This is a genomic window from Aliishimia ponticola (assembly GCF_004803475.1).
Lineage (GTDB): Bacteria > Pseudomonadota > Alphaproteobacteria > Rhodobacterales > Rhodobacteraceae > Aliishimia > Aliishimia ponticola.
In genome coordinates this window covers 325,272-340,851 of sequence record NZ_SRKY01000004.1, presented here as the reverse complement: position 1 = coordinate 340,851, position 15,580 = coordinate 325,272, and the positions used below count along the sequence as shown (strand labels likewise).

At 58.6% G+C, this 15,580-nt stretch carries 15 protein-coding genes; 10 read left to right on the top strand and 5 right to left on the bottom strand.

All coding sequences use genetic code 11. The annotated features are described in order from the left end of the window. The first annotated feature begins 9 nt into the window (after positions 1–9). From flgG to E4Z66_RS15915, 9 genes are all read left to right on the top strand, one after another. Positions 10–795: a flagellar basal-body rod protein FlgG gene (gene flgG / locus E4Z66_RS15955; protein WP_136464044.1), complete on the top strand. Its 786-nt coding sequence runs from the start codon at positions 10–12 to the stop codon at positions 793–795. Continuing rightward, the gene (gene flgA / locus E4Z66_RS15950; protein ID WP_136464043.1) at positions 795–1,217 is read left to right on the top strand and encodes a flagellar basal body P-ring formation chaperone FlgA; all 423 of its coding nucleotides are present in this window, start codon (positions 795–797) and stop codon (positions 1,215–1,217) included. The genes flgG and flgA overlap by 1 nt, the downstream gene beginning before the upstream one ends. A 24-nt stretch (positions 1,218–1,241) precedes the next feature. Next, entirely contained in the window at positions 1,242–1,970 is a 729-nt protein-coding gene (gene flgH / locus E4Z66_RS15945) for a flagellar basal body L-ring protein FlgH (protein WP_136464042.1), read from the top strand. 9 nt (positions 1,971–1,979) lie between these two features. Then, positions 1,980–2,501, top strand: a complete 522-nt coding sequence (locus E4Z66_RS15940) for a flagellar basal body-associated protein FliL (RefSeq protein ID WP_211097173.1) — start codon at positions 1,980–1,982, stop codon at positions 2,499–2,501. Positions 2,502–2,642: 141 nt separating this feature from the next. Continuing rightward, positions 2,643–4,058 carry a circularly permuted type 2 ATP-grasp protein gene (locus E4Z66_RS15935; RefSeq protein WP_136464041.1) on the top strand — a complete coding sequence of 472 codons (1,416 nt, stop codon included), beginning with the start codon at positions 2,643–2,645 and terminating at the stop codon, positions 4,056–4,058. A 3-nt stretch (positions 4,059–4,061) separates the two neighbouring features. Beyond that, on the top strand, positions 4,062–5,003 hold the full coding sequence (locus E4Z66_RS15930) for an alpha-E domain-containing protein (RefSeq protein ID WP_136464040.1): 942 nt from the start codon (positions 4,062–4,064) through the stop codon (positions 5,001–5,003). Between the two features lie 2 nt (positions 5,004–5,005). Beyond that, the gene (locus E4Z66_RS15925; RefSeq protein WP_136464039.1) at positions 5,006–5,809 is read left to right on the top strand and encodes a transglutaminase family protein; all 804 of its coding nucleotides are present in this window, start codon (positions 5,006–5,008) and stop codon (positions 5,807–5,809) included. Positions 5,810–5,833: 24 nt separating this feature from the next. Further along, a complete protein-coding gene (locus tag E4Z66_RS15920) occupies positions 5,834–6,580 on the top strand; it encodes a proteasome-type protease (RefSeq protein ID WP_136464038.1) in 747 nt (248 codons plus the stop codon). Continuing rightward, positions 6,577–8,313 (top strand): sugar phosphorylase, encoded by a 1,737-nt coding sequence (locus E4Z66_RS15915; RefSeq protein WP_136464037.1) that lies wholly within the window; start codon positions 6,577–6,579, stop codon positions 8,311–8,313. Before E4Z66_RS15920 ends, E4Z66_RS15915 begins: the two co-directional genes overlap by 4 nt. A gap of 4 nt (positions 8,314–8,317) precedes the next feature. On the opposite strand, the gene E4Z66_RS15910 is transcribed toward E4Z66_RS15915, so the two are convergent. Further along, positions 8,318–9,550, bottom strand: a complete 1,233-nt coding sequence (locus tag E4Z66_RS15910; protein ID WP_136464036.1) for a glycosyltransferase family protein — start codon at positions 9,548–9,550, stop codon at positions 8,318–8,320. Continuing rightward, positions 9,547–10,329 (bottom strand): HAD-IIB family hydrolase, encoded by a 783-nt coding sequence (locus E4Z66_RS15905; RefSeq protein WP_136464035.1) that lies wholly within the window; start codon positions 10,327–10,329, stop codon positions 9,547–9,549. The genes E4Z66_RS15910 and E4Z66_RS15905 overlap by 4 nt, the downstream gene beginning before the upstream one ends. Positions 10,330–10,765: 436 nt before the next feature. Between E4Z66_RS15905 and E4Z66_RS15900 the strand changes: the two genes are divergently transcribed. After that, positions 10,766–12,595: a calcium-binding protein gene (locus E4Z66_RS15900; RefSeq protein WP_168797822.1), complete on the top strand. Its 1,830-nt coding sequence runs from the start codon at positions 10,766–10,768 to the stop codon at positions 12,593–12,595. Here the strand turns inward: E4Z66_RS15900 and E4Z66_RS15895 are convergent. The 3 genes from E4Z66_RS15895 to E4Z66_RS15885 form a co-directional block, all read right to left on the bottom strand. Then, a complete protein-coding gene (locus E4Z66_RS15895) occupies positions 12,585–14,015 on the bottom strand; it encodes a hypothetical protein (RefSeq protein WP_136464033.1) in 1,431 nt (476 codons plus the stop codon). The two genes, E4Z66_RS15900 and E4Z66_RS15895, sit on opposite strands and share 11 nt — an antisense overlap. Before the next feature lie 344 nt (positions 14,016–14,359). Beyond that, on the bottom strand, positions 14,360–14,626 hold the full coding sequence (locus E4Z66_RS15890) for a hypothetical protein (protein ID WP_136464032.1): 267 nt from the start codon (positions 14,624–14,626) through the stop codon (positions 14,360–14,362). A gap of 147 nt (positions 14,627–14,773) precedes the next feature. After that, positions 14,774–15,580, bottom strand: coding sequence for an HTD2 family dehydratase (locus tag E4Z66_RS15885; RefSeq protein WP_136464031.1), 807 nt, complete (start codon positions 15,578–15,580; stop codon positions 14,774–14,776).

Here is a 15,580-nt window from a genome sequence, read left to right as displayed (position 1 = left end):
GCGAGCAGAATGCGTGCATTGAAAATCGCAGCCACCGGCATGAGCGCACAACAGATGCGGGTCGAGACGATCTCGAACAACCTCGCGAACATGTCGACGACGGGCTATAACGCCCGGCGCGCGGAATTTGCGGACCTGCATTATCAGCAACTGATCCGCCCCGGCACGGTCAACGCCTCCGATGGGACGGTACTGCCGACCGGGGTACAGCTTGGTTTGGGCGTACGGCCAGCCGCCGTGTCGATCCACCTTGAGCAGGGCTCGCTCGCCGTGACGGGCAATGACCTTGATCTGGCGATCAACGGCACCGGGTTCTTTCAGGTCACGCTGCCTTCAGGGCAGATCGCCTATACCCGCGATGGGGCGCTCAAGCGGACGGCCGAAGGGCTGATTGTCACCTCGGACGGATACCCGGTCTCTCCGGAAATCACGATCCCCGACGATGCGCGCAGCATTTCCATCAACGCCGAGGGCGAGGTCTATGCGTATTTCACGGACACGGAAGAAGCGCAGCTTCTGGGGCAGTTCGACCTTGCCTCCTTCACCAATGCCAAGGGGCTGGAGGCTATCGGGTCGAACCTGTTCGTAGAGACAGAGGCGTCAGGCGCCGCGCTTGTGTCTACGGCGGGTCTGGATGGGCTCGGCCTGCTGCGCCAAGGCTATCTTGAAAGCAGTTCGGTTGACGCGGTGCGCGAAATCACCGAGCTGATCGAAGCCCAGCGTGGTTATGAAATGAATGCCAAGGTCATCTCTGCCGCCGATCAGATGATGGGCGCAACGACGCAGGTGCGCTGATGAAATGGGCTTTGGCAGCACTGTTGGTACTGGTTGCAAGCCTGTCGCAGGCAGAAGCGATCGTGGCGATCAAGACGATCCGGCCGAATACCGTGCTGACCGAAGCCGATCTGGCGGTGAATCCCAACCTGCGCAATGTCGGGCTTTCCGATTTCGCGCAGGTGGTCGGAATGGAAACCAAGGTCGTGCTGTATCCGGGCCGGGCAATCCGCCCCGCCGATATTCGCCCCCCGGCCTTGGTGAACCGCAATCAAATTGTCCCGCTCGTTTTCAATCAGGCGGGGCTGTCGATCTCGACCGCTGGCCGCGCCCTGGATCGCGGCGCCGTGGGCGAGATGATCCGGGTCATGAACCTCTCCTCGCGGAGCACCTTGTTTGGAACGGTACTGCCCGATGGCAGCATTGATGTTTCGGGCCCCTAAGCGGGACCGATTGAAAGGAAGAAGATGAAATACGCAGTAAAGATTGGCTTTGTCGTTCTGGCAATGAGCGGGTGCGCGCGGCTTGAAAACGTCGGGAAAGCGCCGGAATTCACCCCGCCGCAGCAAGGGCAGGAATATTCCGCGATGCTGTCGCAAGATTTCCCGCAAACGCTGGAGACACGTCCGCGCGTCACGCAGGCCAGCCTTTGGAGCGGCTCGCAAAGCTCGCTTCTGGGGGATCGCCGCGCAATGCAGCGCGGGGATATCATGACGGTTGTTATTGAAATCGACGAGAGTGCGGAAATCTCCAACGCGACGGATCGGTCGCGCAGCGGCAGCGAAAGCATGAGCGTGCCGAGCCTGTTTGGCATTCCGCAGCGCCTTGACGAAGAATTGCCCGAAGGGGCGACGATGGCGGACGCCGTTTCCACCAATTCCAGCAGTTCGTCCGGTGGCGACGGGTCGGTCAGTCGCAATGAAAAGCTGACACTGCGTATCGCGGCCACTGTGACAGAGGTTCTGCCGAACGGGGTGCTGGCCATCGCCGGCACGCAAGAGGTTCGCGTGAATTTCGAACTGCGCGAATTGCTGGTGACGGGCTATGTCCGCCCGCAGGATATCTCGCGCCAGAACGAGATTACCTATGACAAAATCGCCTCTGCGCGGGTGTCCTATGGCGGCCGAGGCCAGATCACGGATGTGCAGCAACCGCGTCTTGGCCAGCAGGTTCTGGACGTCATCCTTCCATTCTGAGGCACGGCTATGATCAAGAAAATCCTTCCAATTTTGCTGCTGCTGATCGGCACCGGGGCGGGCGTTGGCGCGGGCGTCTTCCTGCGCCCGGCGCCGGAACCGGTGGAAGCGGCCGAGGGCGGTGAGGCCGCTGAGGACGGCGAACACGGCGCGCAAGAGGCCAAAGCCGACGATGGCGACAGCGCCGAGGACGGCGAGGCTGGCGAAGAGCGTGAATATGTGAAGATGAGCAACCAGTTCGTCATTCCGCTTGTCGAGGAAGGAGAAGTGACGTCCCTGGTGATGATGGCGCTGAGTGTCGAGGTCGATGCAGGCTTTCGCGACAGCATTTTCCTCAAGGAGCCGAAACTGCGGGATTCTTTCCTTCAGGTCATGTTCGATCACGCCAATATCGGCGGTTTTCGCGGCGCGTTCACCGATAACGACAACCTCGATGTTTTGCGGTCCGCCCTGAGGGAAGTTGCGGTGCGCGATGCGGGCGATCACGTCACCGACATTCTGATCCTCGAGATCGCGCGACAGGACTATTGAGTGGCGGACGCGCCAAGCGGAAGTTGCCTTAAAATTGAGCAATGAGAGCGCGGCACCGGCTTAACGGGAGCCGCGCTATTGTATTTCCCGTGATGGTGATAAGGTTTAATTTCAATGACCTCTCACCAATACAGAGCACAGATGCAATTTTTTGATGAAATGCAGGGCAACGCGGACGGCGCACGCGAGCCCTATCAAGCTTTTTCCAACTGGTTCGAGGAACAAAACGGCAAGGATCTAAGGCGCAAGGCGCGCGATGCGGAGCACTTTTTTCGCAAGATCGGAATCACTTTCAACGTTTATGGCGAGGAAGAAGCCGACGAACGGCTGATCCCCTTCGACATCGTGCCGCGAATCCTTTCTGGAAATGAGTGGTCGAAGCTGACACGCGGAATCGAACAGCGTGTCCGGGCGATGAACGCGTTTTTGCACGACATCTACCACCGGCAGGAAATCCTGAAGGCTGGCCGCATCCCTGCGCATCTTGTCGAGCGGAACGAAGCCTTCTTGCCGCAGATGATCGGTGTCACCCCGCCCGGCGGAATCTATACGCATATCGTGGGCGTAGATCTTGTCCGGACGGGCGAGGATGAGTTCTTCGTGCTGGAGGACAATGCCCGCACGCCGTCCGGCGTTTCCTACATGCTGGAGAACCGCGAAACGATGCTCCAGATGTTCCCCGAGTTGTTCAACAAGGTGAATGTCCGGCCCGTTTCGGATTACCCGCTGAAACTGCGCCGTTCGCTCGCGGCCTGTGCGCCCGAAGCGTGCCACGGCACGCCCACTGTCGGGGTGCTGACACCCGGCATCCATAACTCGGCCTATTTCGAACATTCCTTCCTTGCCGATCACATGGGCGTCGAACTGATCGAAGGGACCGATCTGCGGGTGGTCGATGGCCGCGTCGCCATGCGCACCACGCGCGGTTACAAGCCGGTCGATGTGGTCTATCGCCGTGTCGATGACGACTTTCTCGACCCGATGAACTTCAATCCCGACAGTCTTTTGGGCGTTCCGGGGATTTTCGATATCTACCGCGCGGGCGGTGTCACCATCGCCAATGCGCCCGGTGGCGGAATCGTCGATGACAAGGCGATCTACAGCTACATGCCTGAAATCGTCGAATTCTACACCGGGGAGAAGCCGCTTTTGAACAACGTGCCGACATGGCGCTGTTCCGAGCCGGATTCGCTGGCCTATGTGCTGGATCACCTCGCCGAAGTGGTCGTGAAAGAGGTTCATGGCTCTGGTGGGTACGGGATGCTGGTGGGCCCTGCGGCGTCCAAGAAGGAAATCGCGGCGTTCCGGGCAAAACTGATTGCCCGGCCCGACAATTACATCGCCCAGCCGACTCTTGCCTTGTCGACCGTTCCGATTATGACCAAGTCTGGCCTTGCGCCGCGTCACGTCGATTTGCGGCCATTCGTGCTGCTGAGTCCAAACGGGATCGAGATTGTCCCAGGCGGCCTGACGCGCGTCGCGATGAAGCAAGGCTCCTTGGTGGTGAATTCCAGCCAAGGCGGCGGGACCAAGGACACTTGGGTGTTGGAGGATTAAGCCATGCTCGGAAAAACGGCGAGTGGGCTGTATTGGATGTTCCGGTATCTGGAACGCGCGGAAAACACGGCACGGCTGATCGAGACCGGGTTTCGCATCGCATTGACCCGCGGCAAGGGCGCCGACCACGAATGGTCCAGCGTGTTGCAGACCGCGTCCGCCAATGATGCATATGAACGTCTGTATGGGGAGCCGGAGCAGGCGCGGATTGTCGATTTCCTGCTGCGCGACCCGGCCAACCCATCCTCGGTCCTGTCCTGCATCATGGCCGCGCGGCAGAACGCCCGCATGGTGCGCACGGCGCTGACCAAGGAAGTCTGGGAGGCGGTGAACGAGACCTATATCATGCTGCGCAAGCGTTTGGCGCGTCCGGTGCCGGACAAGGATATCCCAGAGGTTCTGGACCTTATTCGCAACCGCTGCGCGTTGGTGCAGGGGGCAATGCATGGCACGATGCTGCGCAACGATATGTTCGATTTCGCGCGTATCGGAACCTTCCTGGAAAGGGCGGATAGCACGGCGCGTATCCTGGACGTGAAGTATTTCGTACTGCTGCCTTCGGTCAATTTCATCGGCTCGTCGCTCGACAATGTGCAATGGGAAACGGTCCTGCGCTCTGTCGCGGGGGATCGCGCCTATTCCTGGCTGAACGAGGGCGAGCCAAGCCCGATGGGCATCGCCAGTTTCCTGATCTTTGATCGCCGGATGCCAAGATCGCTTCGTTTCTCCGTGTCGAAGGTTCGGACCAATATGGGATACCTGATGCAGCAATATGACGTGCGCCATCAAAGCCACGATTTGGCAGAGGGACTGTTCGCGCAGCTCGATAACGGGTCCATTGAACTGGTGTTCGAATATGGGTTGCACGACTTCTTGTCCGGGCTGGTCAACGATTTCGCGGCACTCAGCAAGCAGATCGAAACAGACTTCCGGTTTGAGGCGTGACCATGATCCTGAACATCAAACATGTCACCGAGTATGCCTTTGAGGATGCACACCCTTATGGGTTGCAGCAGTTGCGGCTGACGCCGAAGAACCGGCCCGGCCAGACCGTGCTGGACTGGGATCTTGAAGTGACGGGTGCCAATATCGAGACCGTGTTCACCGATCATCACGCTAACACCGTGACCCTTCTGTCATTCGAGGCAGGCACCGAAAAGATCGGGATCAACGCCCATGGCCGGGTGGAGACCGAAGACCTTGCAGGTGTGACTGGCAAGCATTCTGGCTTCGTCCCGGAATGGCTGTTCAAGCGGTCCACCAGCCTGACCCGTGCGGGGGCCAATGTGCGGTCGCTGGCCAAGGGGCTGAAGGACGAATACGAGTCCGAAGTGCCCCTGCTGCATGCCCTGTCCGAACGTATTCTGGAGGCCGTTCCCTACAAGATCGGCGCGACCGAGTCGCGCACAACGGCCGATGAGGCGATCGAGAAGGGCGAAGGCGTCTGTCAGGACCACGCGCATATCTTCGTGGCGGCTGCGCGCTCTCTCGGGTTTCCGGCGCGCTACGTGTCGGGCTATTTGCTGCTGGACGAACAGGAAAACCAGGATGCAACCCATGCGTGGGCCGAAGCGCTGGTAAGTGGCATCGGATGGATCGGTTTCGACGTTTCGAACGGAATTTGTCCGGATGCACGTTACGTCCGTGTTGCGACAGGGCTTGATTATCAGGACGCCGCGCCTGTAACCGGGTTAAGGTTTGGCACGGGGAGCGAGGCGATCAAGGTCGAGATCCAGGTGCAGCAGCAGTAACGCGTAACGGGGCGGGATCGACCAATGACATATTGCGTAGGGTTGAAGCTGGATCGCGGGTTGGTCTTCATGTCCGACACGCGCACCAATGCGGGCGTCGACAATATCAGCGTATTTCAGAAGATGTTCTTCTGGGAACGTGAGGGCGAACGCTCCATCACGTTGATGACTGCTGGTAACCTCGCGACGACACAGGCTGTGGTCAGTCTGTTGAACGAACGCGCCCTGCCTGCCGAAGAACGCGGCGAGCCGTCCATTCTGGAAGCGGCATCGATGTTTCAGGTGGCCAAGCTGGTCGGGGAAACACTGCGCGAAGTCATCAAGGAACAAGCCCGCAACGAAGGCCCGCAAGCCGAAGGGCCGTTTTCCGCGACCATCCTCGTCGGCGGACAGGTGCATGGCGGCGATCCGCGTCTGTTCCTTGTATACCCCGAAGGCAATTTCGTCGAAGCGAGCGATGACACCCCCTTCTTCCAGATCGGCGAGACAAAATACGGCAAGCCGATCCTTGTGCGGGCCTATGATCCGGCGATGAGCTTTGAAGATGCGGTCAAACTGCTGGTCGTCAGCTTCGACAGCACGATAAAGGCAAACCTTTCCGTTGGAATGCCGCTGGACCTGCATGTCTATGAAACCGGAACGCATCGCAACGGCGTGCGCCAGCGGATAGAGCCGGGCAATCCGTTCTATGAAACCATTTCCTCGGGCTGGGGGGCGGCACTGAAAGAGGCGTTCAACAGCTTGCCGACCTTCAAGTTCAAGGACAAATGACCGAGGATCTGAATACCCAACTGGTTCAGGTTCTGGGCCGGATTTATCCGGGAGAAGATCTCGACGATCTGGCCCGCCGTGTGATCGACGTGGTCTGGCCAGAAGGGCACGCACCGCGCATCACCCAACGCGCGCCCAGTAACGATCTGTGGTCGCAGGACGATTCCGTTCTGATCACCTATGGCAACTCGGTTCTGGACGGCGTTCATAAGCCGCTCGATCTGCTGTATGACTTCCTGTCGGAACGGCTGGACGGTGTCGTGAACTCTGTCCACATCCTGCCGTTCTTTCCCTACACGTCGGATGATGGCTTTGCCGTCACCGATTTCGAAAAGGTCGAACCGACCTTGGGCGATTGGCCGGACATCCAACGGATTGGTGCGCGGTTTCACCTGATGTCGGACCTGGTGCTGAACCACGTGTCCAGTCAGGGCAAATGGTTCAACGCCTATCGGCAGGGCCAACCCCCCTATGACGGTTTCTTCTTCGAGGCAGACCCGAAGGACGATCTGACCATGGTCGTGCGTCCGCGGACCACGCCACTGCTGCAAGAGGTCGAAACGGCAAACGGGCCGCGCAATGTCTGGTGTACGTTCAGTCACGATCAGGTCGATCTGAACTATGCCAACCCGGAAGTTCTGCTGGAAGTGCTGCGGATCATCCGGCTCCATGTGGATATGGGTGTGCGGATCTTGCGGCTGGATGCGGTCGCGTTTCTTTGGAAAGAGATCGGCACACCGTCGATCCACATGCCTCAGACCCATGCGGTCGTGCAGTTGCTGCGGGTTTTGACCGACTTCCTTGAAGAAACGGTCGTGCTGCTGACCGAAACGAATGTGCCCAAGGCCGAAAACCTCAGCTATTTTGGCCAGTCGAACGAAGCGCACGCGATCTACAATTTTCCGCTGCCACCGCTGATCCTGCACGCGATGCTGTCCGGCTCTGCGAAATACCTGCGCCGGTGGCAGGCGACCATGCCGCCCGCGCCCTTGGGCTGTGTGTATCTGAACTTCACCGCCAGCCATGACGGGATCGGGATGCGCCCGGCCGAGGGCTTGCTGCCCGGGACAGAAATCGCGCAGATGATCCAGACCCTGACCAATGATGGCGCGCTGGTGTCGATGCGGACGCTGCCGGATGGAACCGCCTCTGTCTATGAGCTGAACTGCGGCTATTACCCTGCGGTGGCCCGCACGTTCAAAGGGGCCGAAGAATGGCATATGGAACGGTTTCTGACGTCGCAAACCATCGTCATGTCGCTGGAAGGGGTGCCGGCCTTTTATATCCATTCGATGCTGGCAACGCCGAACGATCTGGAAGGCGTGGAACGGCGCGGCATGAACCGTGCGATCAACCGCCATCGCTGGGATTACGAGACGTTGCTGGAACGGCTCAACGACCCCGAATCCGATCAGGCCAAGGTGCTGCACGCACTGTCAGAGCGGCTCAAGCTGCGGTCCCGCCAACCCGCGTTCCATCCCAACGCCACGCAGTTCACCCTTGCGCTGGATGAACGTGTCTTTGGCATCTGGCGCCAGTCCCTTGACCGGCGGCAATCGGTTTTTGCCTTGCACAATGTCAGCGACGAAACCGTGGATGTGCCGCTGGATGCGCTGAACCTGATTGCAGATGCCCATTGGCATGACCTGCTGTCGGGCGAAGAAATCCACCCGGAGATCGAAACGGTCGCCTTGGCCCCCTATCAGTGCCGGTGGATCACCAACACACCCTGATCGATCAGAACGGGATCGCCTCGTATTCTTCCGCATCGGCGGCCACAGCCGCGCGCAACTCGCTTAGCAGGGCCGGGTCGGCAGAGTTGACGCGGCTCCAATTGGCGATGAACGGGCTTTCATGCGGATTTTCGAGGAACATCTGCCCGGCGCGCATGATGTTCTCGGAGAAGAGTTCAATCGCCTTTTCTTCGGCATGGCGGTCCAGGCTCAATCCGTTCATCACCGCGTCGTTGTGATAGACTTCCAGCAGGTCCAGAGCGCGCCGGTAATAGGTCGCCTTGAGGGTGCGGAACGTATTCTGCGTGAACACGGTGCCCTCGGTCGCCATCTTGCGGAAGATCGCCTTGCAGATATCCGTGGACATACGGTTCAGCCCGGCTTCGGCGTCCTCGGGGCTGACAGGCTGGTGCTTGTGGTCATAGGCGTCTGAAATCTCCACCTGACAGACTGCCTGACGGCCCAGATTGCGCCACGCCTCTGACAAGACGCCGATTTCCAGCCCCCAATCTGACGGAATGCGTAGATCGGGCAGCATACTGGTGCGCAGCGCAAATTCCCCCGACAGCGGATAGCGGAAAGCACGCAGATAATCGATGTAGTCGTGATCCCCTTGCACCTTCTTCAGCGCGATCAGGAGCGGGCTGACAAGCAGCCGCGACACGCGTCCGTTCATCTTCCCCTCGCCGACGCGGGCGTAATAGCCCTTGGACAGCTGATAGGAAAATCCGGGATGCACCACGGGATAGACCAGCCGCGCCAACAGGCCACGCTCATAGGTCAGGATATCGCAATCGTGGATCGCCATGACAGCGGTATCGGCACAAGAAATCAGATACCCCATCGAGGTCCAGACATTCTTGCCCTTGCCCGGCTCTTGCGAGCCAAGCCCCAGCGCGGCCAACCGGTCGTCAATCGCCTGCATCCGCGGGGAATCGTTCCAGATCACCACATGCTCTTGCGGCAGGCGCGAAAAGAAGTTCCGGGCGCGGCGGAACTCTGTCTCGTCGGCGCGGTCCAGCCCGACGATGATCCGGGACACGTAGCGAACCTTGGACAGTTCTTCGAGGATACCTTCCAGCGCCGGGCCGGTCAGTTCCGAAAAGAGCGAGGGCAGGATCAAGGACACCTTTCGCGTCTGGGCGAAAGCTTCCAACTCGTACTCCAACTCGTCCAGCGATCGGGTGCGCAGGTTGTGGAACTGCGCAATATTACCGTTCTGGTGAAAATCCGTCATTCGCGGCCTCTTGCTGTGATGTCTTCTAGGATGGCCAGCACGGCTGTGTTCCAGCCCCGTGGCCCCGGCTCTGTCGTGCGGTGGACGCGCGGGCTGCCTTCGCCCCGCAGCGGTGCCACATCAGGACCGTGATCGTTGCGGATGACCACCGCGATATCTGCGGCATCAAGCATCTCGAAATCATTGGGTGCGTCGCCAAGGGCAACAGTCAGCGTCGCGCCCAAATGCTGCGCGACCGTGGCCATCGCATCGGCTTTGGTATGCCCAAGAGACAGGGTCAGAAACCGACCGCCCTGCCGTGCCGCGATGCCGTGTTGCGCCAGACCAGCGATGAACGCGTCCTGCGTGTCTTGCGGGCCGGTCCACAGCCCCGGTTCCGAGTGGCAGCGCATCTTGGCCCGCCGCGACGCCTCTGCATCAAGGCCAGTCAGGATTTGGACCTCTTCGACCGTCATATCGGTGAAGCCAGTGAACCCCGCACGCAGCGGGCTTGGCAGTTGATCCAGCGCCGTCAGAACCTTTCGATGCGCGCCGCGATCCCCTTGCAGCCCTTCTTGCGGGTCAAAGATGCCTGCGCCGTTTTCGACAATCGCGGGCGTCGTTCCCAAATCCAGATCACGGTGCAGTTCGGCAATCTCGGCGGCGGTCTTGCTGCTTGTCAGCACCAAGGGAATGCCTCGATCCCGCAACGCGGCCAGCGCATCACGCGCCGGCGCATGGGAATACGTGTCATGGTCGAGCAATGTGCCGTCCAGATCGGTAAAGAAAACCGGTGCCATACGCATACCGTCCGCCATATCCACCCGCAGCGCAAGCAGTTCGCCGGGGCAACCGGTGCGAAAGCTTACCAGCAGGGCGGTGGGTGGTTTGAGTATAAATGTAATCTAAACATCAGTTTCCAGCCTTGGAGATTTAACGCGAGATTAAGCGCGCCGATGCATTCCTGCCGTGGGGTTATGGGAATGGAATCGGGTAATGCAGAAGGTAAGCACTTCTGTTGCATGGAATGGCTATAGCAGCAGTACAATCTCTGAATCGATGTTCGGAACGAATATGCTTTTTCACACGGACAGAACCGGTGAAGATAGCGACTTTCGAGAAGTTATCGAAAAAGTTGGCACAACTTATATTCGTTTTCCCGGCGGAACGATAACAGAGCAATATTTCGACATTACTGATCCCGATGCCACGGTGCAGAGTAACATTCTGGACATAATGTCCGGTGCCGATAAAGTCAGCACAAGGGATGTCACAACGCTGAGTGAATATCTGGCATATACGTCCGAATTGGGCGGTACGCCGACGATTGTCGTGCCTACCTATCGCTATTTCGATGCCGAAACCGGCGCGATCGACCCCGGGGCAGAGGACGATTTTCGAACCTTTCTGCGCGATGTGCTGACGGGCGCGTATGGCGATGTCAGTGAGTTGAAGATCGAAATCGGGAACGAGTTCTATCAATCCAAGTTCGATTGGACGACAGAGGAATTCGGCGCCCTTCAGGCCGATATCGCGGGTTGGCTTGATGAAGAAGCCGAAGCGCTTGGAATGCGTGAAAGTCTGGAAATCCTTGTCCAGGCGGGTCGGTCCTTGGAGGAGAACGAGACGCTTGCATCGGAGTTCACAGGTGACGATGCCCCGCAGATCGAAGGGGTTCTGACCCACTTCTACGGCGCAAATTCCAGCGGCAACCCCCTCGCCATCGGGAGCGGTGTCGCCAACCGTCTCGACGATATCAACGAGGCATGGTCGTCTGCGCTGGGTGACGATTTCCAACTGGCGGTCACGGAATGGAACGTTGGTGAGGATGGGGAGGAAACGACGCTGATCACCAGCATCATGCGGTCGGCTCCGCTTTTACGCATGTACGCAGAGATGGTTGAGGGCGGCGTCGACATGGCGATGATCTGGGCCGCCCAGACGAACTCTCCAGCGGGGCTAAGCGACAAGGAAGGCGAGGGCAGTGATCTGTCACCAACCGGTTACCTCTTTTCGATGCTCGCCGAGTCGACCGACGGGCTGCAACTGGTCGATCCGAATGGCGACTTCAAGCTGATTGGGGATTCCGGTGAAACCATTGGATATAAATACAGTTTTGGTAACGACACCCGATCTGTAACCTATTTCACGTCCGGCGTGGATGAAACCGTCAAGCTGACCGCCAACCTTGATGCCTTTGTGCGTGAGGGCGCATATGTATACGCCCGCGTATTGGGTGTGGCGTCCGGACAGGATGCGACGGATTACTGGGCCGACGCGGCGCTGACCTATCAAACGGATATCTGCCTTAGCGTCGCCGATGATTGCGACATATTCGAGATCGAATTGAACCCGTACGAAACCGTCGAACTGACCATTATCTACGATCAGGGGGTGTCGCTGGAAGGTGACAGCCAATGGGGCCTTGCCGACACGTTTGATGGGAGTGTCTTCGACGATCAGCTCGTCGGAAATGGCGGCTGGGACGTGCTGAACGGGAACGGCGGATCCGACTACCTGGATGGGGGAAATGGTCAGGATGTTCTGAATGGCGGGACCGGTTCGGATGTGCTGATCGGCGGCGGCGACGACGATGTGCTGTACGGGGCCAAAGGGGATGACAGACTTATCGGCGGCTATGGCGACGACGTACTGAAGGGCAATCGCGGCAACGATCAACTGTCCGGCGAGAATGGGATCGACAAGCTGTATGGCGGTGGCGGAAATGACGAATTGAGCGGCGGCAAACACCGGGATTACCTGCTGGGCGAAAACGGGAATGACGTCCTCGACGGTGGTGTCGATAACGACAAGATGTGGGGTGGCGACGGATCGGACATTTTCGTCTTCGCTGACGATAATTACGGGTATGACGTCGTTGCCGATTTTGAGGTCAATTTGGACTTGATCGATCTGTCCAGCTTTGCCTTCGGAAGCTATTCTGAAGTTCAAGATCGGATGGAGGAAAACGAATTCGGCACAAGGCTGAATTTCGATGATGGAAATGTCTTGATGCTTCTGAACATAGAAGCAGAAAACTTGGATCAGGATGATTTCATTCTTTGATGTCAGGCGGAATGTGAAAGCTCCAACAATTCGAGAATTGGGGGTGTTCGATTTTGTTAACGTATCGCGTTTTATCCATTCTGGAAAACGCGGTATCGGATTTCTTTAACCGGAGCATGAATTCTTGCACCACACGGCCCGCCGTATCGTCCCGCGCGGCAAGTTCCAAAAGAAGCGCGTTCGAGTTCAGCATTAAATCCGTGCCGCCGACCTGAAAACGATCCAACCCCCAGAACCCCGATTTGGTGGCCGGCGCCACGTTGGGATAGGGGCGGCCCGGCGGTAGCCCATCAAGCGCCCGTTCCGCCTCATACAGTTTGAGCGTATTGGACATGAAATAGGCGGCCGCACCGATAAGCCTTTGGTTCTCGTTGACGCCATGATCCATAAAAGTCTGAAAGGTGGATATCAGCCAGCGAGTGGGCAAAACCCCAAGCAAAACTGCAAATTCTTCGTTCCAAAGGCGTTGGAACAGGAATGTCGCATGTTCCTCATGGCCGGTTTGTCGCCGCAAGTAACTGATCGTCAGGCCAAGAATATAGCAAATCTCCGGCATGCCACGGAACCGGTAGGCCAGAATTTTCACCTGATTTTCCATGTGGTTGCGACCGCCCTCTGGGAAGGTATCCGGCGCGTCCATAGGGCGTCTGCGCAAAGCTGAGAGATCGCAGTCAAAAGGCGGCATCAGGTCCGGTTGCAATTGCCAGTTCGCCCGCGCCTCGACCCGCGACCAAAGCGGGATCAGGTCTTCTGACAACCAGTCAGGTTTGCGTTTCGCGGGCGGCCATTCCGACGGATCAGCATCCAGAAATTCCACTTTGGGCGTGGCTTCCGTCAGGAGGCTTTTCTTGGCGGCGCGGATCGCCTCCAACGACGCGCCAGAACTATTCAGAAGCTCCAGCAGTTCCACGACCTCGTCCGACGGCGCGCTGTTGCGGCGCGCGTCCTTCATATCCAGTTCTTCGGTCGCACCATCGCCAAGAATGACCTCTAGCAGGGCGCGTATGGCGGAAAAGTCACCGCCTTCCTGATAGGGGATTTCGATGAAATCAGCGCCAAGCTTGGCGCGAGGGCGCGCCAGGATGCCGTCCCAAATGCCGTCTGTATTGTTCAGAAAGCCGAGAAACCCGTCGAAGCTGCGGAATTTCTTGTGGTGTTTGAGCGATTGAACATAGGCGCTGCGCAGCCACGCATTCGCTTCCCGCGTAAAGAAATAGAACACGACACGGCCGCGAAGCCCGTTTCGCAAGGTGTTCAGGTGCCGCATAAGTTGGGGATAGATGCGCCTTTTTGCGGCGCGGCCGGGCAGATCTCCAGCGAGATCTTCGCAGGACAGCAGAAGATCGCCTTCCATCTGTGCGCAAAGATCGTTCAGTTCGGCTATATGTGCCGCGATCCCATCCGCATCATCCCGCGCCATCGCCTTGGCCAGTGACCAGATGCAGGGCGCATCAAGTGGGGTCAGCCCATGTTTGGACTGTAGATCAGCGGCAATGTGCCGGAGGCTATGCTGAATAGCAGTTGATCCGGTTTTATGAGGTCCGACATGGATATGAATTGTCCTGCCCGTGACGCCGCCTGCATCCACCTGTCGACTCCCTTCGGCAGAGGCGACCGGTATCGGCCTGTCTGCCATCGCACGGCGTCAATCTGAACGCCGCCCATTGTGACTTTGCTGCACCCGATAAAACTGCCAGAGCAGGCAAATCACAAGAGTAAGACAGAACCGAGAGAGACAGTTCCTGTCAGGTGTTTCCTGAATGCCTAAGAGGAAACGAGCGTATTTGGCCGGGTTTTAAAGCTGCTGGCGCACGACAGAAACAGCCGTTGAATGGCCCGTTCGATCCGCGGTGTCGGTTTGATCCCGGCATAGCTTTCGATCAGGGCCGTCACGTCCTGCCAATGCAGCGCCGGGCGCGAGCGCGGTTCACACATAAAGGCCTCGTCCACGATATCTGCCACCAGACCGGCCCTGCGTTTGGAGGCCCGCAGCACCAAATGGAAACTCAATCCGTTCAACTCGATCAACATCACACAGACTCATACTAACCTTCCAATAAGCTAGCTGTGCTTCGTTAGCGGCACCTGAAGGCCGGCTCGGAATCTGCTTCAAATTCAAACTACCATGGTGGCCACGCAGATCGCATCAGGCCGGCGGATCTGGATTGCGTCGCGCGATTAGGCTGCGGCTTCGGCCTCCATACACAGGCGTCCATCCGGCCCGCGAACCCACAGCTTCGACCCCGCGCGGCAGGCAGTCGCCTCTTCAAAATGCATCAGCGGAGCCGTGGCGCGGAACTGGAAGGATTTCAGCCGCCCGAACTCCGCCGTAGCCAGCAGCATCAGGTGCTGTGCAAGCAGTGGTCCGTGCACAACCAGCCCATCATAGCCTTCTACGCCCTTGGCATAGTCCAGATCATAGTGAATCCGGTGGCCGTTGAACGTGAGCGCCGAGTAGCGGAACAGCAGTGTGCTGTCGAAGCGCAGGGGGACTTCTTCCTCGGCGTCAACAGGCGCCTTGGGGGGCACATGCGTGGGGGCGTCCGGCGAAGGATCATTGCGATAGATCAGGTCGCGTTCTTCGGTCAGGCACAGCTTGCCTTTTTGCTGATAATCCAGCCGAATGCCGACAATTCCCAGCGGGCCTGTTTTGCCTTCCTTCCGCGTGGCGCTGACCAAACGGGTGGTGCAATCGGCGTTTTGCCCAAGGCGCAGGGGTTCGTAAAATGACAGACGCCCGCCTGCCCACATACGCCGGGGTAGGCCCATGTCGGGGATGACGCCCTGTCCTCGGGCCGGATGTCCGTCGCGCCCCAGCATTTGCGGCGGCAAAGGGGTCCAGAAATACAGCTGGTGAAAGAACGGCGGCAGCGGGTTCCCCGCCACGAGTGACGGCATATAGCCCAACGTGGCCTGCATCGCCTGCGCGCGCGCCGGGTCCAGCATGTCGGTTTGACGGAAGGAGGGGTTTGCGTCATCTGTCAT

Excerpts from the sequence above, each read along its gene's own strand:
- flgA (WP_136464043.1), top strand. The coding sequence starts at position 795 with ATGAAATGGGCTTTGGCAGCACTGTTGGTACTGGTTGCAAGCCTGTCG.
- E4Z66_RS15900 (WP_168797822.1), top strand. The coding sequence starts at position 10,766 with ATGTCCGGTGCCGATAAAGTCAGCACAAGGGATGTCACAACGCTGAGT.
- E4Z66_RS15920 (WP_136464038.1), top strand. The coding sequence starts at position 5,834 with ATGACATATTGCGTAGGGTTGAAGCTGGATCGCGGGTTGGTCTTCATG.
- E4Z66_RS15925 (WP_136464039.1), top strand. The coding sequence starts at position 5,006 with ATGATCCTGAACATCAAACATGTCACCGAGTATGCCTTTGAGGATGCA.
- E4Z66_RS15940 (WP_211097173.1), top strand. The coding sequence starts at position 1,980 with ATGATCAAGAAAATCCTTCCAATTTTGCTGCTGCTGATCGGCACCGGG.
- flgG (WP_136464044.1), top strand. The coding sequence starts at position 10 with ATGCGTGCATTGAAAATCGCAGCCACCGGCATGAGCGCACAACAGATG.
- E4Z66_RS15915 (WP_136464037.1), top strand. The coding sequence starts at position 6,577 with ATGACCGAGGATCTGAATACCCAACTGGTTCAGGTTCTGGGCCGGATT.
- E4Z66_RS15885 (WP_136464031.1), bottom strand. The coding sequence starts at position 15,580 with ATGACAGATGACGCAAACCCCTCCTTCCGTCAAACCGACATGCTGGAC.
- E4Z66_RS15905 (WP_136464035.1), bottom strand. The coding sequence starts at position 10,329 with ATGGCACCGGTTTTCTTTACCGATCTGGACGGCACATTGCTCGACCAT.
- E4Z66_RS15895 (WP_136464033.1), bottom strand. The coding sequence starts at position 14,015 with ATGGCGCGGGATGATGCGGATGGGATCGCGGCACATATAGCCGAACTG.
- E4Z66_RS15935 (WP_136464041.1), top strand. The coding sequence starts at position 2,643 with ATGCAATTTTTTGATGAAATGCAGGGCAACGCGGACGGCGCACGCGAG.
- E4Z66_RS15890 (WP_136464032.1), bottom strand. The coding sequence starts at position 14,626 with ATGTTGATCGAGTTGAACGGATTGAGTTTCCATTTGGTGCTGCGGGCC.
- E4Z66_RS15910 (WP_136464036.1), bottom strand. The coding sequence starts at position 9,550 with ATGACGGATTTTCACCAGAACGGTAATATTGCGCAGTTCCACAACCTG.
- E4Z66_RS15930 (WP_136464040.1), top strand. The coding sequence starts at position 4,062 with ATGCTCGGAAAAACGGCGAGTGGGCTGTATTGGATGTTCCGGTATCTG.
- flgH (WP_136464042.1), top strand. The coding sequence starts at position 1,242 with ATGAAATACGCAGTAAAGATTGGCTTTGTCGTTCTGGCAATGAGCGGG.